Below are 21,676 nucleotides of genomic sequence, written 5' to 3'. Positions count from 1 at the left end.
TATATTACCCACACATTAAGGATAAAGAACGCATAAGCCACGGCGGGCGGCCGGGACGTCCTCCGCCCACGGCAGGCCGTGGATCGCGGGGGTCGGGCGGGCGCGATGGCGCGGAAGCGCGGGGACGAGAAGGCGCGGCCGAAGGGCGCGCGTCACCGCACGACCAGGAAACCAGGACCGGCGGCGCCCGGCCACCGGATCGATCGGATTATGGTGCACGCCACTCTTCCGGCGCGCCCGCGCCGGAGTGCCGCACCGCTGTCACCGGGCCGGTTCAGGCCCGGTCAGCCGCAACTTCGCCGGGTCGACCGCGCCCTCAGGATCCGCCTCGATCCGGTTCGCGACGGCGTGGGCGTGCGCGGCCACGCCGGGCGCGTCCACCCCGTACCGGGTGGCCTCCTCGGCCCCTGCGTACCCGGCGACCCGGTCCGCGCCCCGGCGGAGCAGCCGGGCCGCCCCGGTCAGGTTGCCGCGTTGCGCGTGCGTCAGCCCCACGGCGACCTGCGCCAGCCCGCGCCACAGTTCGCGCTCGGGCTCCGGTGCGGCCTTCCACACCGCCTCCAGGACCTCGTGCGCGTGGAAGGCGTACCCGTCGTCGAGCAGCCGCTGCGCCGCGCGCAGGCCCTCGCGCGGGGTGAACACCGCGTCGTCGGGGATCCGCGGCACACCCGGCGCCCCGTACGGCAGCGGCCGTCCGTAGCGGTCGCGGGGACGCCGGTTCTGGGCGCGGCCGGTGGAGTCGCGGTCTCGGTCGGATCGGCTCATCGTGCGTCCGTGGGGTCGGGCCGGTTCGTGGACCGGCGGTCAGGCGTCGGGTTCGGTGTCGGCGAGCCAGCCGGTGAGCAGCGCGTTCACCCGGGCCGGTCGCTCCAGGTGCGGGAAGTGGCCGGCGCCCTCGATCAGCCGCCAGCGGTAGGGGGCGTCGACGTAGCGGCCGGATCCGCGCGCGGTGATCGGCAGCAGGTAGGGATCGGCCGCGCCGTGCATCTGCAGAGTGGGGACCGTCGCTGGGCGGCGCATCCGCGCCAGGTAACGCTGCCCGTCCGGACGGACCTGGGACCGGAACAGCCAGCGGTGGTACTCCAGCGAGCAGTGCGCCACGCCCGGGATCTGGAAGGCGTCGCGGAACCGCCGCTCGGTGCCGGGGTCCGGCCAGCCCGGCCGCGACCAGCCGCGCAGCATGCGGCCGACCAGGGCGGCGTCGTCGGCGAGCAGCCGGCGTTCGGGCAGCACGGGCACTTGGTACCCGAAGAAGTACCGGCTCGACCATCCCTGGGTCGGCGAGAGCATGCCCGCGCGCAACCGCAGCGGGTGCGGCGCCGACAGGACGGCGAGACGCCGCACCATCTTGGGGTAGTACCGGCTCATCGTCCAGCCGAGCATGCCGCCGGTGGAGTGGCCGACCACGATCGCCTCGCCCTCGCCCAGCGCCCGGATCAGCCCGGCGGCGTCGGCGGCCAGGGTGACGAGGTCGTACCCGCGCGGCGGCTTGTCGCTCGCGCCGTAGCCGCGCAGGTCGACGGCGACCGCCCGGTAGCCCGCCTCGGCGAGCGCCGTGAGCTGGTGCTGCCAGGCCCACCAGAACTGCGGGAATCCGTGCAGCAGCAACACCAGCGGGCCGTCACCGGCCTCGGCAAGGTGGAACCGGGTGCCGGCGGCGCTGACCGTACGGTGCGTCCACGGCCCCTCGACCAGAACGACCGATTCGTCACGCATGCCGTTTCCTGCTCCGTCGCGACGGCCGCCGTCAGGATTCGGCCGGACCGGGGGCGGCCGGACGCTCCCGGCGCAGCGCGGCGATCGAGGAGGCCATCGTGGCGCTCGTGCGCGGCATGCCCTGCAAGCGCTTGAAGTACCGCTGTCCCACGAGCACGAGCCCGGCGGCGAGCAGGATGTAGCCGGCCGTGACGATCAGGAACGCCAGCCACAGCTGGAGTCCGAGGGCGTACAGGCCGAAGGCGACGGTGACCGAGGCGAGGATGAGCACGAGGTGACCCAGCAGCGCCGCACCGACGAAGAGTCCGGTGCCCGTGGCGACCTTGCGCGCCTCCTGGGACACCTCCAGCTTGGCGAGCTCCACCTCCAGGCGGACCAACCGGGTGAGGTCGCTGCTCACATCGGAGACGAGCTCGCCCAGCGAGCGGTCGTCGTCGGTGCCGTCCACCGGCGCTTGGCCACCCGATCGGGTCTCGGACATCGAGGTGGCTCCCTTCATTCGGAGAACGTCCTCCGAAGTCTTGCACATATCCCGTCACGGACATCTCACACACCGCGGGCGTAGCGCGATCGTTCCGGCCCGGGAGCCGCCGCGCGTCGGCACGCACACGGCGATGGCGTCCGCACCGTCGAACGGTGCGGACGCCACGGGAGGGGACGTCTCCGGACGCTCGGCACTCCCGGTCGCGCTCGCCGCCTCACTCCCACCGCCGACACGGAGGGGCTTCGCCGGGGGTGTCGACGCCTCCGGACGCTCGGCGGCTCGCCGCTCGGCATTCCCGGTCGCGCTCCCCGCCTCGCTCCCCTCCACCGCCGGCGCGGTCGGGCCTACGGCCGTTGACGCCGACGGCTACGGACGCTCGGCGGCTCGCCGCTCGGCACTCCCGGTCGCGCTCCCCGCCTCGCTCCCCTCCACCGCCGACACGGAGGGGCCTACGGCGTGAGGCGTCGACGGCTACGGACGCTCGGCGGCTCGCCGCTCGGCACTCCCGGTCGCGCTCCCCGCCTCACTCCCCTCCACCGCCGGCGCGGTCGGGCCTACGGCCGTTGACGCCGACGGTTCCGGACGCTCGGCTGCTCGCCGCTTCGTGGTCAGTCGTCGGAGCCGCTGGTGTTCTGGAACACGTCGCGCAGCGTTTCGATGGACTTGGCGTCGGTGAGGGTGGAGACGTCGCCGAGGGTACGGTTCTCCGCGACGTCACGGAGCAGCCGGCGCATGATCTTCCCGGACCGGGTCTTGGGGAGTTCGGGCACGACCAGGATCTGCCGGGGCTTGGCGATGGGCCCGAGAGAGGCGCCGACATGGTCGCGCAGTTCCTTGACCAGGGCCTCGCCGCCGTCGCCGGCCTCGCCGCGCAGGATCACGAACGCCACGATCGCCTGGCCGGTGACCGGGTCGGTGGCGCCCACGACGGCCGCCTCGGCCACCTTCGCGTGCGAGACGAGGGCGGACTCCACCTCGGTGGTGGAGATGTTGTGGCCGGAGACCAGCATGACGTCGTCGACCCGGCCCAGCAGCCAGATGTCCCCGTCCTCGTCGCGCTTGGCGCCGTCACCGGGGAAGTACAGGCCCTCGAACCGGGACCAGTAGGTCTCCTCGTACCGCTGGGGGTTGCCCCAGATGCCGCGCAGCATCGACGGCCACGGCTCGCGGACGACGATGAAGCCACCGCCGCCGTTCGGCACCGACCGGGCCTCGTCGTCGACGACGTCGGCGCTGATCCCGGGCAGCGGGCGCATGGCGGCACCCGGCTTGCCCTCGGTCACGCCCGGAAGCGGCGAGACCATGATGGCGCCGGTCTCCGTCTGCCACCAGGTGTCGACCACCGGGACCCGGTCACCGCCGATGTGCTTGCGGTACCAGATGTAGGCCTCGGGGTTGATCGGCTCGCCCACCGAGCCGAGCACCCGCAGGCTCGACAGGTCGTACTTGGCGGGGATGTCCTCGCCCCACTTCATGAAGGTGCGGATCGCGGTGGGGGCCATGTAGGCGATGGTCACGCCGTACTTCTGCACGATCTCCCAGAACCGGCCGCGGTGCGGGGTGTCCGGCGTCCCCTCGTACATCACGGAGGTGGCGCCATTGGAGAGGGGCCCGTACACGATGTAGGAGTGGCCGGTGACCCAGCCGATGTCGGCTGCGGTCCAGAAGACGTCCGTCTCGGGCTTGAGGTCGAAGACCGCCCAGTGCGTGTAGGACGTCTGGGTGAGGTAGCCGCCGGTGGTGTGCAGAATGCCCTTGGGCTTCGCGGTGGTCCCGCTGGTGTACATGATGTACAGCGGGTCCTCGGCGTCGTGGGCGGGCGCCGCGTGCTCGGTGCTCTGGCGGTCCACGACATCGTGCCACCAGAGGTCGCGGCCCTCGGTCCACTCCACGTCCTGGCCGGTACGGCGCACGACGAGCACGTTGCGGACACCGGGCCGGGAGCGCAGTGCCTCGTCCACCGCCGGCTTCAGGCTGCTCGGCTTGCCGCGCCGGTAGCCGCCGTCGGCGGTGATCACCACCTTGGCGTCGCTGTCGTCGATCCGGCTGCCGAGAGCGTCGGCGGAGAAGCCGCCGAACACCACCATGTGCGGCGCGCCGATGCGCGCGCACGCCAGCATGGCGACCACGGTCTCCGGGATCATCGGCATGTAGATGGCGACGCGGTCGCCCTTGGCGACGCCGAGCTCCTCCAGCGCGTTCGCCGCCTGGCAGACCAGGTCCTTGAGCTGGGCGTAGGTGATGGTGCGGGTGTCGCCGGGCTCGCCCTCCCAGTGGTAGGCGACCTTGTCGCCGCGGCCGGCCTCGACGTGCCGGTCGACACAGTTGACCGCCGCGTTCAGCTTGCCGCCCACGAACCATTTGGCGAACGGGGGCTGCCAGTCCAGGACCGTGTCCCACTGGCGTTCCCACTGCAGCCGGCCGGCCTGCTCCGCCCAGAAGCCGAGCCGATCGGCCTCGGCGGCGGCGTAGGCGTCCGCGCCGACGTTGGCGTTGGCGGCCAGTTCGGCGGGCGGCGGGAACCGCCGCGACTCCTGAAGCAGATTGGACAGCGTCTGCTGGGTCTCCTGCGCCGACGCCGGGGGAGTCTCAGCCACTGTGGTGCTCCTTACTCTTCGAGGGTGCCAGTCCCAATAAATCATGTGGTGCATGCCACTTCATCAGCCGGGTGGCGGGGGTCACAACCGGAACGCCGGCGCCGGCCGCCGGGCGTTCGCGCATAGGCTGCGGAGCGTGAATGCTGTATCAGCGGATCCGCTGCGGCGGATCGCGGAGATCCCCGACGTCGAGTCCGTCGTGCGGGAGACCCGCGCGGTCGTCGACCGGCTTCTCGGCCACCGGGTGCTGCGGCGGCACAGCTCCGACATCTCGATGGAGGCCGCGCTGCGCGGGGCCCGGGGGTCGGCGCAGCTGGAGGGCGCCGACGTCTCCCTGGAGGAGATGCGCGGCGGCACCGGCACGGACCCGCGGGTGCGGGGAGCGCTGCGGGTGTCCGCCGAACTCGGCACCCTGGCCGCGACGTGGCGCGGCGCCCCCCGGCAGGTGCTGGCACGGCTGCACGTGCTCGCCGCGGCCGACGCCGTGCCCGCCGACCGCCTGGGGCGCCCGCGCGTGGACGGGGAGAGCGCCGGGGACCCGTTCGGCCTCGGCCCCGCTCCCGGCGCGGCCGAGGTCGCGCGCCGGCTCGACGCCCTGTCGTGGCTGCTGGCCGCGCCCGCGTCCGTCCCGGCGCTGGTGGTGAGCGCCCTGGTCCACGGCGAACTGCTGGTGCTGCGCCCGTTCGGATGGGGGGACGGCGTCGTGGCGCGCGCCGCCGAACGGCTGACGCTGGTGGAGCGCGGCCTCGACCCGAAGTCGCTGGTCCCGACCGAGTTGGGCCACGCGGAGCTGCGAACCGGATACGCCGCGGCGATACGCGGATACGCGGAGGGAACGCCCGCGGGCGTCACCGGATGGGTGGTGCACTGCTCGCACGCCGTGGCGGCAGGGGCGCGGGAATCCCTGGCGGCCTGCGAGGCGCTTCGCCGCGGATAACCGGCCCGCCGGGCGCGTCCCAAATCCCATTCCTCCGATCAGGGGCCGCGGGGCGATACCGATATAGCGCCGGAAATCCGAGAAGGGACCACAGTCCCGACAGCGAACGGCGCCCGCCGAACGCGAGTCCGGGCCAAGGCGCCGCCGCGGATACGTCGCACCGGGCTAGCAGGCGTACAATTCCATAGTCCGACCAGGGGCCACCTGGCCTGGACGGGCCTCTCGCGGCGTGGTGACGCGTGGGTACCCGGCTGCCGTATCCCGGTGGGGATCACCCCCACCGACACTTCCTTTCTACGCCCGATCAGCGGCGATGAAAAGAGCCTGGGAACAAGCATTTACCGGCCGAGAGCGCAAATCGCCGTGGTAACGTTGCGTATTAGATTTGTTACTTGCGCGCGAGCGTGTCGAGCGCGTGGCCCGGAGGAATTGCGCCCCGGCCCCCACCGCGCACGCCCGGCACCGAGTGACCCGAGACGACCACAGGATCCCGGACGATGGCACCCCCGAGGCCGCGGAGGTGCCATCGGCGGCCCATGACCGTCCGGCGAGGTCGGTGTGCACGCTCCGCCGGCTCGACCCTCTCTGGATAACGGCGCCGGCTCTACCCCCCCGGAGCCGGACCGGAGGACGGCCCCCGCTCTCCCCCCGGCGGGGGCCGTCCCATGTCCGGGCTCGGCGCGCGTGCCGGAATCCGGGGACGCGACCGGCCGCCGGTGCCGCGGTCGGTGGTCCGGCTGGAGGCGGCGGCGATGATGGCGTCCAGCCGGGCGCGGGTGGCCGCGAATTCCGCGTTGGAGTCGCCGATCCGGTTGCGCGCCCCGGCCGGTCCTGCCGCAAGGTCCGGGCGGCCGGGTGCCGGCCGCCGTCCACCATGCGGGGCGGCACCTCGGCGATCACGGCGGTACCGAGCCCGCCCGCCGGCAGCATGCGCACGCACCGAACCGTCCCCCGCCCCGAACCTGCTCGCGGCCGGTCCGCTGCCGTCCGCCGTGCCGCCGGCTCCCCAAGCACCCTCCTGCGGTGCGCCGGGGCGACGACGTCGGGCGACGGAGCACTGTCCACAGGCTGTGGATCGAACTTTCGCCGCACCGGCCGATCCGGTCACGGTGGAGTGGTCAGCCGTCACCGTCGGAAGGTCACTTCGCATGGACACCACCCACGCGCCGCCGGCCGCACCGGCGAGGCCGCTCCTCGTCACCGCCGATTCGCGGCTGCTCGACGACCTCCTGCGCCTGGCGGCCGCAGCCGACGTCGAGGTCACCGTGGCACACGCCGCCGCGCACGCGCGGCGGGACTGGGACCGGGCACCGCTCGTGGTGGCCGGCGCCGACCTGGTTCCGGCGCTGGCCCGGCTGGACCCCGACCGCCACCCCAACGTCGTGGTCGTTGAGGCCGCCACCGCCACCGGTCATCCCGACGATACGGCCGAAGACCTGGACCGGCTGTGGCCGAGCGCGCTGCGTGTCGGGGCCCGCGAGGTGCTCGCGCTTCCGGAGGCGGAGACCCGGCTGGTCGACCTGCTCGCCGAGGCGGCCGATGGCGGGCCTTCGGGGGCCGCGCTCGTCGCGGTGGTGGGCGGGCGCGGCGGCGCGGGGGCGAGTCTGGTCGCCATCGCGCTGGCCCTGGCCGGACAACGGCACGGCGCCCGCACGCTGCTGGTCGACGCCGACCCGCTCGGCGGCGGACTCGACCTGCTGCTCGGACACGAGCACGCCGAGGGCGCGCGGTGGGCCGAGTTCCTCGCCCGGCGCGGCCGCATGAGCTGGCAGGCGCTCCGCGGCGCGCTGCCCAGCGTGCGCGGGTTCACCCTGCTCACCTGGTCGCACGGAACGGCGGCCGACATCCCGGCCGCCGCCATGCGGGCGGTGCTCGCCTCGGCGGCGCGAGGTTCCGGGCTCGTGGTGGCGGATCTTCCCCGCGCGCTCGGCCCATCCGCTGAGGAGGCGCTCCGGCGCAGCACGGTCGCCCTGGTCGTGCTGCCCGCCGACGTACACGCGGTCGTCGCCGCCTCGCGGCTGGTCCCGGTGGTCCGGGAGCACGCGGCGGACGTACGGCTCGTGGTGCGGTGCGGGCGCGGCCGCCTGGCGGCCGACGTGGTCGCCGCCACGCTGGACCTTCCAGTGGCCGGTGAACTGATCGACGAACCGGGGCTGGCCCGCGCCTTGGAGCGAGGCGACGTGCCGGCCGGCCGGGCGGGCTCACCGCTCGCCGCGTTCGGCAGCGCCTTCGTGGCCGAACTCTGCGGCACCGCGGGAGCCCGCCGGTGACCGCGCCGTCCGCCACCGCGGGACGATCCGTCTCCGACCCCGAGCTGCTCGACGCCGTGCGCGCCCGGCTGGCGCGCGAGGGCGGCGGTCCCACACCCGCCCGCGTGGCCGCCGCCCTGCGGGCCGAGGGCGGCGTCCTCGGCGACTCGGAGGTCCTCGCCATCGCCCGGCTGCTCCGTGCCGACCTCACCGGCGCGGGCCCGCTGGAGCCGCTGCTGGCCGATCCCACCGTCACCGACGTGCTCGTCAACGGCCCCGATGACGTGTGGGTCGACGACGGCCGCGGCCTGCACCCGGCCCGATCCGTGCGCTTCCGCGACGACGCAGCCGTCCGGCGGCTCGCCCAGCGGCTGGCCGCACAGGCCGGCCGCCGGCTCGATGACGCCGCCCCATGGGTGGACGCCGTCCTGCCCGGCGGCGTGCGGCTGCACGCCGTGCTCGCGCCCGTGGCGCCAGAGGGCACCTGCTTGTCCCTCCGGCTGCCACGCCGACACGTGTTCTCGCTCGGCGAGCTCGTCGCGGCCGGCAGCGTGCCGGCCGCCGGGGCGCGGCTGCTGCGGGCCGTGCTCACCGCGCGTGCGGCGTTCCTGGTCTGCGGCGGCACCGGCACCGGGAAGACCACGCTGCTGTCGGCGCTGCTCTCACTCGCCGACCGGCGCGAGCGCCTTCTCCTGGTCGAGGACTCCGCTGAGTTGCGCCCCGACCATCCGCACGTGGTGCGCCTGCAGGCCCGCCCGCCCAACATCGAGGGCAGCGGCGGGGTCACGCTGCACCAGCTGGTGCGGCAGGCGCTGCGGATGCGCCCGGACCGGCTCGTGGTGGGCGAGGTCCGAGGCGCGGAGATCGTCGATCTCCTGGCCGCCCTCAACACCGGTCACGAAGGAGGCTGCGGCACGGTGCACGCCAATGCCGCGGTCGACGTCCCCGCCCGGATCGAGGCGCTCGGGTGCGCCGCGGGACTCAGCCGCGAGGCGGTGCACAGCCAGCTCGCCGCCACGCGAGCGCTCGTCGTCCACGTGGTCCGCGACCCCGGCGGCCCGCGCCGGGTGGCCGAGGTGTGCGTGCTGCGGCGCGGCTCGTCGGGACTGGTTCGCGCGGTACCCGCCGTGAGCTTCCCGGGCGATGGCTCGGTCGTCGCCCACGAGGGGGCCGGCGAGCTGACCGGCCGGGTGGGTGATGCGTGGCGGTCCGCCGATCCCGGTTCGGGGCCGCCGGAATGACGCCGCTGGCCGGCGCGTTCGCGGAGGCCACGTCCGCCGCCGCAGCGGCCCTGTTCGCCGGGCTCGCCGGTCTGGCCGCCCTGGCCGGCCTGCCCGGCCACGCGGAGGCACGGCTGCGCGCGCTGCGCTCCGCGGCCGCCCGCCCGGCGGGTCCCACCGTGCGGGACCGGCTCGCGCACCGCCTCGCCGGAGCGGGCGGGGGCGAAGCGCGCCGGAAGACCGCCGTGGTCGACCTCTGCCGGGTGCTCGCGGCCGAACTGCACGCCGGACGGTCCCCGGGCGACGCACTGGCCGCCGCCGCGGCGGAGCTGCCGCCCGAGGTGGCCGGCGAGCTGGCTCCCGCGGTGGCGGCGGCGCAGGCGGGCGACGACCCCGGCCCGGAGCTCCGCCGCGCCGCCGGCCGTCCCGGAGCGGCCGGTCTCCGGCATCTGGCGGCATGCTGGCAGGTGGCGTCCGGCACCGGTAGCGGACTTGCCGCCGTCGTCGCCCGCTTGGGCGACGCGCTCGCCGAGGACGTCGCACTCCGCCAGGAACTCTCCGCCCAGTTGGCCGGCCCGCGCACCACGGCGCTGGTCCTGGCGGCCCTCCCGGCGGTGGGTCTCGTCATGGCGTCCGCCCTGGGCGGGCGTCCACTCGTCTTCCTCCTCACCACACCGGCCGGCCTGACCTGCTTCGCCGGGGGTCTGGCCCTCGATCTCCTCGGACTCTGGTGGACGCACCGCATGGTAAGCGCGGTGCACGCCGTCCTGGAGCCGGAGTGACCCCCGCACCGGCCGGAAGCACCGGACCGTCGCGACACCGTGCTCGGGACTCGAGACCGAGCGACGAGAGGAGGGGGCGTGGCCGCCACCCTGCCACTCCGGGGAACGGTCCACCGCGCTCGGTATCCGCCGATGCCGATGCGAACCGGGAGCGCTCGCATTCGCGGCTCTTGGCCGGGTTCTCGCCGACGGCGACCCGAGTATCCACGCGGCACGTCGCGTCCGACCGCCCGGGCAAGGGAGCGGTGCATCGCCCCCGATCACCAGATGCGAAGGCTGAATCGCCTGCCGAGCGATCCCCCGAACCGAACCTGTGGGGCGGCGCTCCCCCAACTCATCGACACACCACGACGGCCCCGGAGACCTTCCCCGACCTGATCGGGATTCGTTCACTGGCGAACAGCACCAGGGGCCGCGCAGCGGGAGGAGACACATGTTGTGCCGCCGTGGTCCATTCGAACACCAGGAACGCGAGATGACGGCGATGGCCATTTCGACCGGGTTCCGCACCGATGCGGCCCGTCGGCCGCTCCCCCGACCGGAGCGTCCGCCGACCGTACGCCGGGTCGGCTCCCCGCGAGGCGGTGCCCGAACCGGCCCGGGGTCCGTGCCGCCCAGGCCTCACCGGGCCACAGGGCCGACGTCCATCGACATCCGCAGCACCGCGCCCCACCGCTCGGCCCCCGGAACCCGGCACTCGCCGCGCGTCAGCCGACGGTCCACCACGTCGCCGACCGCACCGCCGCTCAGCGTGTCCGCCGGTCGGCGATCCGTCCCCGGAACCGCGCTCCGGGACTTCGGGGCCTGCACCACTGCGCTAGGCGACGCACGCCCCGGGCCGGGTGGGTGGCCCGCCGCGGCAAGTGCGGGCAGCGGGAGCACGTCATGACCGGCCTGCCGGCGACTCTCACCGTGGTCTGTGCCGCCGTGGCCGGTTGGCTGCTCGCCGGGGGCGGCCGCTCACCCGCCGAGTACCGGCTCGCCGCGTTGCTGGAGTCCCCCGCGCCCGCGCCCGCGTCCGGACGCGGACCGTGGCGGGCCGGCCCTTGTGCGGCCGTCCTCGTCGCGGCCGCGCCGGTGGCGACGGCCTGCCTAGTGCTGGGGCCGGTGCTCGGGCTCCTGGCCGGTTCGGCCGTCGGAATCGCCATCTGGTGGCGGCTACGGCGCGGCGACACCGCCGTGGTTCGGCGTCGGCGGAGCCGGATCACCGCGGCGCTGCCGGTGGCGGTGGATCTGCTGACGGCGACGTTGCGGGCGGGCGCGACCATGACGGACGCGTTGGACGCCGTCGCGGCGGCGGTGGGCGGACCGCTCGCTGCCGAACTGGCCGCGGTCGCCGATCGGCTGCGGCTGGGCGCCGATGCCGCCGAAGCCTGGCGGGACGTCCGGGATCCGCCGGCGCTGGCATCGCTCGCGCGCGCCCTGGCACGGGCGGCGCGTACCGGCGCGCCGGTGGCCGGTCTGCTGGATCGGCACTCCGCCGAGTGCCGCCGTGCCGCCCGGGCGAACGCCGTCGCCCGATCCCAGCGCACCGGTGTGCTCGTGGTGCTGCCACTCGGGCTGTGCTTCCTGCCGGCCTTCGTGCTGATCGGCGTCGTTCCCCTGGCGGCCGGCCTCGTCGATGGGTCAGCGATGCCCTGATGCCCGGTTCGGCGCCTCGGGCGGCTTCCGCGGGGCGTCGGGTGCGACGCTCAGTGCTGCCCGGCGCGCGCGAGTGTTCCCAGGTGGCTGTGCCAGCGGATCGAGACGTCAGCTGGACGCTGAGCAACCGTCCCGGGCCGGGGCGCCACGCCGCACGGTCTCAGGAAGGGCCTTGGGCGACCGGTCAGCGGGCCCGCGCACGCATTGCCGTGTCCGGCACAACCTGCGGCGCGCCACCTCACATCTCATCGCATTGTGGACGCGACTCACACCAGCTTGTAGATAACTCGGCGAGTTATCCACAAGCCAGAAATTCGGCTTTCCGCACGTGCCGGCGGATCAGCACTCTGGAGGGGCAGGCCGGGCGCCTTGCCCCTGATCCGGCCGCGTCACGAAGGAGGCTGCTGTGTCCCCCTTGTCCCGTGTCCGCTCATTCCGTGTCCTCTTGTCCCGAGCCCCGCTCGTGATCGCCGAACGCCTCCACCGCATCCGGCGGGCGGCCCGCGGGCGTGGCGAAAACGGCATGTCCACGGCCGAGTATGCGCTCGGAACGGTAGCCGCCTGCGCTTTCGCTGCCGTTCTGTACGTCATCCTGACCAGTTCCCAGGTCCGGGACACGCTCACCGGCATGGTGACCAACGCTCTCCAGGTCGGGGGGTGAGCCGCCGTGCCGTGCGGTGGATCGCCATTCGTTCCCGGAGGGACCGCGGCATGGTCACCGCGGAGATCGCCGTCGCGCTTCCCGGGCTCTGCCTGCTGCTGGGCGTGGCGCTCGCGGCGGTCGGAGCCGCGGCGGCCCAGGTCGCCTGTGTCGACGCGGCACGGACCGGTGCCCGTGCTGCCGCGCGCGGGGACGATGCCGGCGCCGTGCGGCGGCTCGTCGCCGGGATCGCGCCGCCGGGGGCCGATGTGGAGGTCGCCGATGACGGGGCGTTCGCCCGGGTCACCGTCCGGGTCACCGTGCCCCTCGTCCCCGGCGCGCCGGTTTCCGTCCCCGTCCGGGGGACGGCGGCGACCCCGGTGGAGCCGACCGGCGCGGCGGCACTGTGAGGGCCGGGCGGCGGTACGCGAGCCCGGGCGGCCGGATCGGGGAGCCGGCATGGTGTGGCTTCTCGCGCTGTGCGTCCTGGTCTGGTTCGCCACGGCCGCCGTCGTGCTCGTGGGCGGTGCTCGGGCCGAACGGCATCGTGCGGCGGGGGCCGCCGATCTCGCGGCGCTGGCGGGCGCCCGCCAGGCGGTGCACGGCGGGGAGCGTGCCTGCGCCGCGGCACGCACCGTGGCGGCGGCGAACGGGGCCGTCCTGACGGAGTGCCGGCTGTCGGGGCTGGTCGTCGAGGTTCGCGTCGAGAGCCGTGGTGGCGGACGGCCCGGCTGGGGCGCCGCCGCCCGCGCGCGTGCGGGGCCGGCCGCCCACGTTCCCGGCCCCTAGGCCGCGGCGCCGGAGCCCGATGCCATCCCACCGCTGTCCGACATCATCAGTACGAGGTTGGAGAACGCGATGACAGCGCCACCCGCACGCCCACCGCTCCGTCGCCGTGGGCCGTCACGCATCTGGCTGGCAGCCGGGGCGACACTGTTCTGCTCCGCCTTCTCACTGCCGGACGTCGGCCGGGTGTCGTTCGAGGCCGAAGGCGTGGAGCTGCGGTCGGTCGACGGCACCCGGTTGGTGGTCGGCAGGGATTCCGCCCGGGTCGAGGTTCCGCGGCCGGCCGGCGCACCGGGCAACGCGGCCGCCGCCCCCGGCTCGCCACGGCCGGCCTCCGCCGCACCGCCCGCCGACCCGGAGCCCCGTGCGCCCGGTCCCGGGGCTCCCACCGAGGCCCGTGGCCGGCCGGACTCCACGCCGGTGACTCCCACGAGCGACCGACCGTCGTCCGGCGGATCCACAGCGGGAACGGCACCCGCTTCCAGCCCCAGAGCCGAGCCCTCGCCGTTCACGGCCGTCGAGCCGGTGCAGGCGCGGTACGAATACGCACCGGCGGGCGGCCCGGCCGCCCGGCACCGGTTCGCGTGGGCGGTCTCAGCCTGGCTGCTGGCGCTGCTGGCGGCGGCCACCCTGGCACTGCGACTCACCATCGGCTGGCCGCGGTTCCCGCCGAGATACCGCGGGCGCCGCCGAGTCCGGGGGCGGTGATGGCGGGCGTCCATAGGGCCACGGCCGGGCGCGGAGAGCGCGGCGGGCCGTCCGCACCGCGCGGCATCGGCAGGCGGTCATGCGCTGTTCGGCGGATTCCCCGGCCGGGACGGAGGTTACTTCGGAACCGGCTTCGCGCACAGCGCCATCGCCGGAGCGGCGTAAATGGATCCCGACAATGCCGCCGGGAAGAACTGAAATGAATTCACTGCCGCCGGCCGGTCTCCCGGCCAGCGGCAGTGGGCCCGCTATCGGCGAGCCGTGATCACGTCACCGCAGAAACGACACGTGGCTGTTCGCTCACGCTGCCTCGGGCAGCTCCTTCCATCAGGAATGTAGTCATGACATCCACCAGGTCCACTCGGACACGGGATCGCGCCATCCATTTCGGTTTCCTTGAGGGAGGGGCCGCGCCCGCCCCTCCGCGGACACGACCAGACGTGCGGCGTCGTCCCCTGGAGAACTGTCGGCCAGGATCACCTGACGACGACGCCGGCCGCGGATTCGCGTTTTCGGGGGCCGCGAACCACGGCACGAATACCGCGTACACCGGCAACGACCAGGCCCGCGGCAGGGAGAGGTGGTGGCCACGAACATTCGGGGGGAATGGCCGTGGTAACGCCGTTCGGAGGTGTGGCCGCACCTCGGAAGGGCGGATTCAGAATGCGCCGCTTCTCGCGGGGTCGACGCGGTGTGTGACACGGACGACGACCGCACGGGAGCCGATGGCGCCGGACATACGGATAACGAATCACCAGGTAGGAGCCCACCGAAACGGCATTCCATCCGATACCCGGTCTCGAATCGGGCCCGCGGACGCGATCACGGATCGCCGCCGTCGACCCGGGAAATCGGCGGATGGAGGCCGACGGTGGCCGCCGATACCGGAACTCCGGATCTGCGAAATGGTGACCGGCGAAGATCGTCCGCGTCGACGGCCGAGGGTTTCCCCTCACCTGCGAAGCGTCGAATGGCCGACCGGCACCTTCCTGCCGTGGCCGCAGGTTTATTCCCGGACCGCGCGAAGTCTAATCACACCGACCAAGAAATTCCGTGCGGAATTTCGCCGTCCCTCGATCGGGGAAACAAAGCGGACGCCCGGCCGACGCACTTCAAGATCGCCGAATTGGGCGACATACCGCTGCGACCACGGCATTCCGCCGGCCGACCGGCCGGTTGCGTCAGGCCATCCCGGCCGCAATGCGGCATATTCCGCCGAACGCCGTGCGGTCGGAACCCGTAGCGTTTCGGCGGTGCGACGATTCCCGTGCCACGGTCCGGCCGATACGCCGTCGCGGGTTTGCGGTCCGCCGTTCCCGCACCACCGGATCCGCGCACGGCGATGGGAGGCCGACCTCGATCGCCGCGACCGAACGGCTGTTCCCGACGAAATGCTGCATCACTCATCGGCGCGATCACGGGAATTCGACGCGGACGCCGGCCTCCGCCGTCCGGTCCACGGGCGGCGGACCGGACGGGCGCGGCGCCCGCCGGCCTGCCGATCCACCGCCGGCCCAACGCGGTCAGCGCCCCGCCACGGCACGTCCCAGAGCTTCGTCGAGCAGCCGGACCGCGCCGGACTTGCTCAGCGGATCGTTGCCGTTTCCGCACTTGGGCGACTGGATGCACGAGGGACACCCGTCGGTGCACTCGCACGTGGCGATGGCCGCCCGGGTGGCGGTGAGCCATTCCCGCGCGGCGGCGAACCCCCGTTCGGCGAACCCGGCGCCCCCCTCGTGCCCGTCGTACACGAAGACGGTGAGCAGGCCCGTGTCGGCGTGCAGCGCCGTGGAGACGCCCCCGATATCCCACCGGTCACAGGTGGCGAACAGCGGAAGCAGGCCGATGGACGCGTGCTCGGCGGCGTGCGCCGCGCCGCGCAATTCGACGCCCTCGGCGCGCAGCCGCTGCTCCGCCTCCGTGGAGACCGTCCACCACACCGCCCGGGATCGCAACGTGCGCTCCGGCAGGTCGAGCGGCTGCTCGCCCAGCACCGACCCGGTCCGCACGTCCCGCTTCAGATACCCCACCACCTGGCGGGCGACCCGCACGTCGCCGAAGCACACCGCGGTGTCGCCCCACCGCTGCTCCCGGAGCGTGGACAGGATCTCGATCTCCGTGACGTCGCGCGCCCACGTGCTGTACTCGGGGTTCGCGCCGTGCACCAGTGCCACCCCGTCGTCGAGGTCCAGCCGCTCCACCACGTAGCTCAGCCCCTGGTGCAGGTACACCGCGCCATCGTGCACCGCCCCGTGCGCCGCCGCCTCGTCGACCGTGCCGAGCAGCTGGCCGCTCTCCGCGTCGACGATCTGCACCGGCGGCCCGCCCGCGCCACGGATGTCGGCGAGATCGCACGCCCGGTCGCGGCGGGTCCAGAACCAGCCGCGCGGCCGCCGCCGCAGCATGCCACGGTCGACGAGGTCGGCCAGGACCGGCTCCGCGGCCGGGCCGAACACCTCCAGATCGCCCTCCGTGAGCGGAATCTCCTCGGCCGCCGCGCACAGGTGCGGTCCGAGCACGTACGGGTTGTCCGGGTCCAGCACCGTCGACTCCACCGGCCGGCCGAACACGGCCTCGGGGTGGTGCACCAGATAGGTGTCCAGCGGGTCGTCGCGCGCGATGAACACGGCGAGCGCGTCCTCTCCTCGCCGCCCGGCCCGCCCGGCCTGCTGCCAGAGTGCGGCGAGCGTTCCCGGCCACCCGGTCAGGAGCACGGCGTCGAGCCCGGTGATGTCCACTCCCAGTTCCAGGGCGTTCGTGCTCGCCAGCCCCAGCAGCTCACCGGAGCGCAGCGCGTCCTCCAGACCGCGGCGGTCGGCGGCGAGGTAACCCGCTCGGTAGGCGGCCACCCGCCGGGCGAGATCGTGCTCCCTGGCCTCGCTCAGCGCCCGCTGCGCCGAGATCGCGACCACCTCCGCCCCCTGCCGCGAGCGGACGAACGCCAGTGTGCGCACACCTTCCCGCGCCAGTTCCGCCATCAGGTCCGCGGCCTCGGCGGTGGCGGTGCGCCGGACCGGCGCGCCCCTCTCACCGGCCTGCCCGGTGAGTTCGGGCTCCACGAGCGCGAAGCTGAGCGCCGCCCGGGGCGCGGCGTCGTCGGTCACCGCCCGCACCGGCAGGCCGGTGAGCCGCCGCGCGGTCTCTTCCGGCGCCGCGGCCGTGGCCGAGGCCAGGACGAAGGTGGGCTCGCTCCGGTAGCGCGCGCAGACCCGCCGCAGCCGCCGCAGAATCTGGGCCACGTGCGAGCCGAACACGCCGCGGTACCGGTGCGCCTCATCGACGACCACATAGCGCAGCCGCCGCAGGAACCCGGCCCACGCGGCGTGCCGGCCGAGGATCCCGCGGTGCAGCATGTCGGGGTTGGTGAGGACGTAGTTGGCGTGCGCGCGTACCCACGCGCGCGTCTCTCCGGGAGTGTCGCCGTCGTAGGCGGCGGCGCGCATCCCGGGCGGGGCCAATTCCTCCAGCGCGCGCAACTGGTCGGCGGCCAGCGCCTTGGTGGGCGACAGGTACAGCACGGTGCCGCCGCCCTCGACCGCGGCGGCCGCCGGCAGCAGGAAGGCGAGCGACTTCCCGGAGGCGGTGCCGGTGGCTATGATCACATTGCTGCCGGCGTGGGCGAGCTCGGCCGCGGCCACCTGATGCGCCCACGGCGCCGCGACTCCCGCTTCGGCGAGGCGTTCCACCAGGGAGGGTGATGTCCAACCTGGCCAGTCTTCGGTCAGTCCGCGCCCACCGGGCACGCGATGCACGTGTGTCAGCCTGGACGGGCGGGTATGGTCACGCCACAACCGCTGAAGCGTTGCCTCCCACCGGCTCATCCCGACCCCCCTCGGCGGACCCCGGGTGGCACCGACCCGGACCGGCAGCCGCCTGGCTACCGGTTTCAGTGTGGCATCTCGGGGAACAGTCGCGCGGTGGCGTGGTTTTCTTGTGCGTAGCAGACAGATGCAACGGCCGGGCGTGGTTGAATGCCGCCCTGTGGGGTAACGCCCGGCAGAGATCACTCGCGGTTTTTACTCGCGGTTCGGCGCTGGAGGACTAGTGGACCTGAAGCTTGATCACTACAGCGAAGACGACACTGAGATCGTCGTCGTTGAAGGTGAGATCGATGTCTATACCGCGCCTCGGCTGCGTGAGCTGTTGATCGACCTGGTGAACAAGGGCAACTTCCACCTCGTCGTCAACATGGAGAAGGTGGAGTTCCTCGACTCCACCGGGCTCGGCGTACTCGTCGGCGGCCTCAAGCGGGTCCGCGCCCACGACGGCACGCTCGACCTCGTCTGCACCCAGGAGCGGATCCTCAAGATCTTCCGGATCACCGGCCTGACCAAGGTGTTCGGGATCTACGACTCGGTGCAGGAAGCCATCGAGAAGCGTAAGTCGAAGTAGTTACGTAACGAGCGAGCGATGGCAATCGTCCAGCTGACGATCAGCGCGCTGCCCGCGCACGTGCGCACCGCCCGGCTCATGGCCACGGCCGTGGCCCGGCGGGCGGGCATCTCGGAACAGGCCCTCGACGAGGTTCGTCTGGCGGTCGGTGAGGCGTGCTCGCGCGCGGTGGAGGCGCACCGCGTGCACTGCCCTGACCAGCCGATCCAGCTCGAACTCATCGACGACGCCGGTCCCCGGGCGCGCTCGGCCGACCGGCCGCAGAGCGCGGTGCCGACCCAGGTCAACGGCAGCGGCAGCGGCCGGTTCGAGGTCGTCGTCACCGACCGGGCACCGGCGAAGGAGTCCGCGCCCGACCCCATGCTGGACCCGTACGTACCGGGCGGGGTCAGCGCCTACCTCGGCATCGCCACGCCTCCGGGCGGGGTGTCGGGGCTCTCGCCGGATGTCGGCCTGGCCGTGATCGTCGGCCTGGCCGACGAGGTCAGCATCGAGCCGCACGGTGACGGCACCGTGGTCCGCATGAGCTGGCCACTGAGGGGAAGAGGCGACGCGGCGCCGGAGCGCGACCGAACCGCCAGGTGACCCCCGCCCTTGCACAAGGGATCCATCGACCGGCAGCGGTATGACGGGTGTGCCGGGCACGGACGTCGTGCCCGGCACACCCGTTCCGCGTGCGCGGCGGCCCCGGCACCACACGGCTCCGGAGCCGGCCGGACGCCGTACCGCTGCTCGGCGAGTGCGGCACGTATGCGGGCGTGGGCGGCGATCGGCGGGACGCCTCAAGGGTGCGAGGCGAGAGCGCCGAGCGGGTCGTCCCACACGCGCACACCGTGGCCGCGCGCCGGCGGGGACGACCTCAACGCCACGGGCGCCACCCGGGGCCGAGGACCGGCACCACCGGCGGCCCCGGCGCCGAACACACCGGCCGCCACCGCTCCGCCTGAGCCGCGGCCCCGGCCCGGAGGCCGCCATTCGCCGACGCCGCCTGTCCGGTCACCCCCGCCTACGTAAGGCTTATGCTCTCGCCATGACGATTACCCCGGCGAGAGGGTAAGCGGTGCGCATACCGTTCGGCGATTACCCGCGGGGCGCGCACGTGGCGACCGCTCTGGTCAGCACCTCTCCCGTGGTCCGGCGCCGCACCGGCGAGGCCCTGCCGGACCCCGTCGCGCTGGCGCGGTTCCTCGCCGAGCACGGCGTCCACCCTGACGCTCTGGCCGGTGGCCGCCCGCCCACCGGCACCGACCTGGACCAGACATACGCGCTGCGCCGGGAGATCCGCGACATTCTCGCGTCCGGTACCGAGGAGGAGGCCGTCGCCGGGGCGAACGCGCTCGTCACGCGCGCGGGAACCGGACCGGTCCTGGCACCGGACGCCGACGGCGGCTGGCGGTGGTGCGTGACGACGGCGCCCGGCGCGACCCTCGCCGACGAACTGGCCGTATTCACCGGTACCGGCCTGCTCGGCGTGCTCCGCGCCCTGGGCCATGACCGGTTCCGGCGCTGCGCCTCGCCGGTGTGCGACGGATTGTTCGCCGACACCAGCCGGGCCGGCCGCCGCCGCTACTGCATGCCCGAACGGTGCGGCAACCGGGTCAACGTCGCCAACCACCGGGCTCGCCGGACGCGGACCGGCCGGTAGGGCCGGGGGCGCCCGGACCGGGACAGGGCCCGATCAGGGCGCGGACCGCCCGGCCGTCAATCGCACTGCTGGGTGGACACCGGCTGGGTCGCCGTACGGCCCGCCTCGGCGTTCGCCGCGACCTCCCGGGCGGTCAGCACGTACCCGGTGTCCTGGTCGTTGGTGGCCGCCGCGAACACGACGCCGTAGACGGTGCCGTCCGGGGACAGCAGCGGTCCGCCGGAGTTGCCCGGCTGCACCACCGCGCGCACCTGGTAGATCTCGCGGGTGACCTGCTGGGAGTGGTAGAAGTCCGGTCCGCGCGCGGTCTGCTCGGCGCGGATGCGGGCCGGGACCACGGTGAAGCCCTGGTTGCGCGGGTATCCGGCCACCACGGCGTCGTCGCCCTTGGCCGCCTCCTCCTCGAAGCTCAGCGGCGTCAGCCGCAGTCCGGGAACCTCCAGGACCGCGAGGTCCTGCTGCGGGTCGTAGAGGACCACCGTGGCCGCGAGCTGCTGACCCGAGCGGGTCGTCACCTGCAGTTCGTCGCGCACCCCGGCGACGACGTGCGCGTTGGTCATCACGCGTTCGGGTGCGTAGACGAAACCGGTGCCCTCGACCCTGCGCTGGCAGGACGGCGCGGTGCCCAGGACCCTGACCACGCTCTGGCTCGCGTCGCGCAGCTCCTGAGTGTTCAGCACGGCGGGGTCGGGCGGCGCGACCTCGGCCGGCTCGCCCGAGCCGAGGCCGCTGAAGACCTGCGGGAACGCGCTCTGGTCCACGATGCGCCGGAACTTGGAGAACCACAGGTAGGCGGCATCCGGCATGGCGGAGTCCACGGCCTGCAGCACCCGGGAGTTCTGCACCTGGGAGTTGATCACCGGGATCGCCGAGTTGGCCACCGCGCTGCCGATCAGCCACGCCACCAGCAGCACGGACAGGCCGCTGACGAGCGCGCCGCCCATGGCGTCCAGCACCCGCGCGGAGTTCCACGTGACGCGGTTGCGCACCAGCGCACCGATGTAGGAGGCGACGAACTGTCCCATGGCCGCGGCGAGGAACACCACGGCGATGGCGATCAGCGCCTGCTGACCGGGCTGGTCCACGATCGCCTGGATCAACGGCGGGGTGCCGAGCGCGGCGAGGACCCCGCCACCGATGAATCCGGCGAAGCTCAGTACCCCGACGATGAAGCCCTGACGGTAGCCGGACAGCGCGAAGACCACGACGAGCACGATCAGGACCGCGTCCAGCACTTCGCCTCCCATCAGCGTCACGGTACCCCGGCACCCGGCGCTCCCGGCGGAAGCGCGTCGAGCGGGACCGCGGCGGCCCCGTTCAGCCACGGCCGCTCCCAGCCGCCCAGCACGAGCAGCTGGTTGAGTATCCCGGCTGTGAAGCCCCAGACCAACATGCCGCGCACGCGGAAGGCCGGGCCGATCTTGCCGCTCGGGTGCCGGACGCGCACCCGGTTGGCGGGATCCGCCAGCTCACGCACGGGCACCCGTGCCACCGCCGCGACCTCGCCGATGTCGGTCGGCCGGACCTCGCTCGGCTCGTGCCACCAGCCCAGGACCGGGGTGACCCGGAAGCCGCTGTGGGAGATGTACAGCTCGGGCAGGACGTCGAGCACGGTCACGCCCGCGGGGTCGAGGCCGGTCTCTTCCGCGGCCTCGCGCAGGGCGCAGTCCACCGGGCCGTCGTCGTCGGGGTCGATGGCGCCTCCGGGGAAGGCGGGCTGGCCCGGGTGCCGCCGCAGTCCGGTGCTGCGCTGGATCAGCAGCACGTCCGGCCCGTCGGCAGTCTCGCCGAACAGCACGAGGACCGCCGACCTGCGCCCGCCGTTCTCCGGCGGGCGCAGGGCCCGGTGGACGGGCATCCGGCGGGCTGCTCGGCCGAG

At 73.9% G+C, this 21,676-nt stretch carries 18 protein-coding genes and 1 pseudogene; 12 read left to right on the top strand and 7 right to left on the bottom strand.

Going from position 1 to position 21,676, the window contains the following annotated elements; all coding sequences use genetic code 11:
- Positions 1-261 precede the first annotated feature (261 nt).
- The 4 genes from ACFQRF_RS00575 to acs form a co-directional block, all read right to left on the bottom strand.
- Complete coding sequence (locus ACFQRF_RS00575; RefSeq protein ID WP_379867996.1) at positions 262-765, bottom strand: DUF309 domain-containing protein; 504 nt, start codon at positions 763-765, stop codon at positions 262-264.
- A gap of 39 nt (positions 766-804) precedes the next feature.
- Positions 805-1,716 carry an alpha/beta fold hydrolase gene (locus ACFQRF_RS00570; protein WP_379867995.1) on the bottom strand — a complete coding sequence of 304 codons (912 nt, stop codon included), beginning with the start codon at positions 1,714-1,716 and terminating at the stop codon, positions 805-807.
- A gap of 31 nt (positions 1,717-1,747) precedes the next feature.
- On the bottom strand, positions 1,748-2,197 hold the full coding sequence (locus ACFQRF_RS00565) for a phage holin family protein (protein WP_379867994.1): 450 nt from the start codon (positions 2,195-2,197) through the stop codon (positions 1,748-1,750).
- A gap of 611 nt (positions 2,198-2,808) precedes the next feature.
- Positions 2,809-4,797: an acetate--CoA ligase gene (gene acs, locus ACFQRF_RS00560; protein ID WP_379867993.1), complete on the bottom strand. Its 1,989-nt coding sequence runs from the start codon at positions 4,795-4,797 to the stop codon at positions 2,809-2,811.
- Between the two features lie 127 nt (positions 4,798-4,924).
- On the opposite strand from acs, the gene ACFQRF_RS00555 reads away from it, so the two are divergent.
- The 9 genes and pseudogenes from ACFQRF_RS00555 to ACFQRF_RS00515 all read left to right on the top strand — a co-directional run bounded on the left by ACFQRF_RS00555 (position 4,925) and on the right by ACFQRF_RS00515 (position 13,760).
- Positions 4,925-5,734 (top strand): Fic family protein, encoded by an 810-nt coding sequence (locus ACFQRF_RS00555; protein WP_379868973.1) that lies wholly within the window; start codon positions 4,925-4,927, stop codon positions 5,732-5,734.
- Between the two features lie 1,148 nt (positions 5,735-6,882).
- Positions 6,883-8,004, top strand: coding sequence for a septum site-determining protein Ssd (gene ssd / locus ACFQRF_RS00550; RefSeq protein ID WP_379867992.1), 1,122 nt, complete (start codon positions 6,883-6,885; stop codon positions 8,002-8,004).
- A complete protein-coding gene (locus ACFQRF_RS00545) occupies positions 8,001-9,224 on the top strand; it encodes a TadA family conjugal transfer-associated ATPase (protein WP_379867991.1) in 1,224 nt (407 codons plus the stop codon). The genes ssd and ACFQRF_RS00545 overlap by 4 nt, the downstream gene beginning before the upstream one ends.
- Positions 9,221-9,985 carry a type II secretion system F family protein gene (locus ACFQRF_RS00540; protein ID WP_379867990.1) on the top strand — a complete coding sequence of 255 codons (765 nt, stop codon included), beginning with the start codon at positions 9,221-9,223 and terminating at the stop codon, positions 9,983-9,985. The genes ACFQRF_RS00545 and ACFQRF_RS00540 overlap by 4 nt, the downstream gene beginning before the upstream one ends.
- Positions 9,986-10,870: 885 nt before the next feature.
- Positions 10,871-11,626, top strand: a complete 756-nt coding sequence (locus tag ACFQRF_RS00535) for a type II secretion system F family protein (protein ID WP_379867989.1) — start codon at positions 10,871-10,873, stop codon at positions 11,624-11,626.
- A 406-nt stretch (positions 11,627-12,032) separates the two neighbouring features.
- Positions 12,033-12,287: a DUF4244 domain-containing protein gene (locus tag ACFQRF_RS00530; protein ID WP_379867988.1), complete on the top strand. Its 255-nt coding sequence runs from the start codon at positions 12,033-12,035 to the stop codon at positions 12,285-12,287.
- A gap of 50 nt (positions 12,288-12,337) precedes the next feature.
- Positions 12,338-12,676 carry a TadE family type IV pilus minor pilin gene (locus tag ACFQRF_RS00525; RefSeq protein ID WP_379867987.1) on the top strand — a complete coding sequence of 113 codons (339 nt, stop codon included), beginning with the start codon at positions 12,338-12,340 and terminating at the stop codon, positions 12,674-12,676.
- 46 nt (positions 12,677-12,722) lie between these two features.
- A pseudogene (locus ACFQRF_RS00520) lies at positions 12,723-13,055 on the top strand (Rv3654c family TadE-like protein); the annotation flags it as partial.
- Between the two features lie 69 nt (positions 13,056-13,124).
- Positions 13,125-13,760 (top strand): hypothetical protein, encoded by a 636-nt coding sequence (locus tag ACFQRF_RS00515; RefSeq protein ID WP_379867986.1) that lies wholly within the window; start codon positions 13,125-13,127, stop codon positions 13,758-13,760.
- Between the two features lie 1,523 nt (positions 13,761-15,283).
- Here the strand turns inward: ACFQRF_RS00515 and ACFQRF_RS00510 are convergent.
- Positions 15,284-17,581 carry a DEAD/DEAH box helicase gene (locus ACFQRF_RS00510; protein WP_379867985.1) on the bottom strand — a complete coding sequence of 766 codons (2,298 nt, stop codon included), beginning with the start codon at positions 17,579-17,581 and terminating at the stop codon, positions 15,284-15,286.
- Positions 17,582-17,804: 223 nt separating this feature from the next.
- On the opposite strand from ACFQRF_RS00510, the gene ACFQRF_RS00505 reads away from it, so the two are divergent.
- The 3 genes from ACFQRF_RS00505 to ACFQRF_RS00495 all read left to right on the top strand — a co-directional run bounded on the left by ACFQRF_RS00505 (position 17,805) and on the right by ACFQRF_RS00495 (position 19,797).
- On the top strand, positions 17,805-18,152 hold the full coding sequence (locus tag ACFQRF_RS00505) for an STAS domain-containing protein (RefSeq protein ID WP_379867984.1): 348 nt from the start codon (positions 17,805-17,807) through the stop codon (positions 18,150-18,152).
- Positions 18,153-18,170: 18 nt separating this feature from the next.
- The gene (locus ACFQRF_RS00500) at positions 18,171-18,737 is read left to right on the top strand and encodes an ATP-binding protein (RefSeq protein WP_379867983.1); all 567 of its coding nucleotides are present in this window, start codon (positions 18,171-18,173) and stop codon (positions 18,735-18,737) included.
- A 514-nt stretch (positions 18,738-19,251) separates the two neighbouring features.
- Complete coding sequence (locus ACFQRF_RS00495; RefSeq protein WP_379867982.1) at positions 19,252-19,797, top strand: CGNR zinc finger domain-containing protein; 546 nt, start codon at positions 19,252-19,254, stop codon at positions 19,795-19,797.
- 56 nt (positions 19,798-19,853) lie between these two features.
- Here the strand turns inward: ACFQRF_RS00495 and ACFQRF_RS00490 are convergent, their stop codons facing one another.
- Entirely contained in the window at positions 19,854-21,032 is a 1,179-nt protein-coding gene (locus tag ACFQRF_RS00490; protein WP_379868971.1) for a MarP family serine protease, read from the bottom strand.
- Between the two features lie 17 nt (positions 21,033-21,049).
- Complete coding sequence (locus tag ACFQRF_RS00485) at positions 21,050-21,655, bottom strand: NUDIX hydrolase (protein ID WP_379867981.1); 606 nt, start codon at positions 21,653-21,655, stop codon at positions 21,050-21,052.
- Positions 21,656-21,676: the final 21 nt, after the last annotated feature.

Source organism: Marinactinospora rubrisoli (genome assembly GCF_042664915.1).
Taxonomy (GTDB): domain Bacteria; phylum Actinomycetota; class Actinomycetes; order Streptosporangiales; family Streptosporangiaceae; genus Marinitenerispora; species Marinitenerispora rubrisoli.
This window is presented reverse-complemented; position numbering and strand designations above follow the sequence as displayed.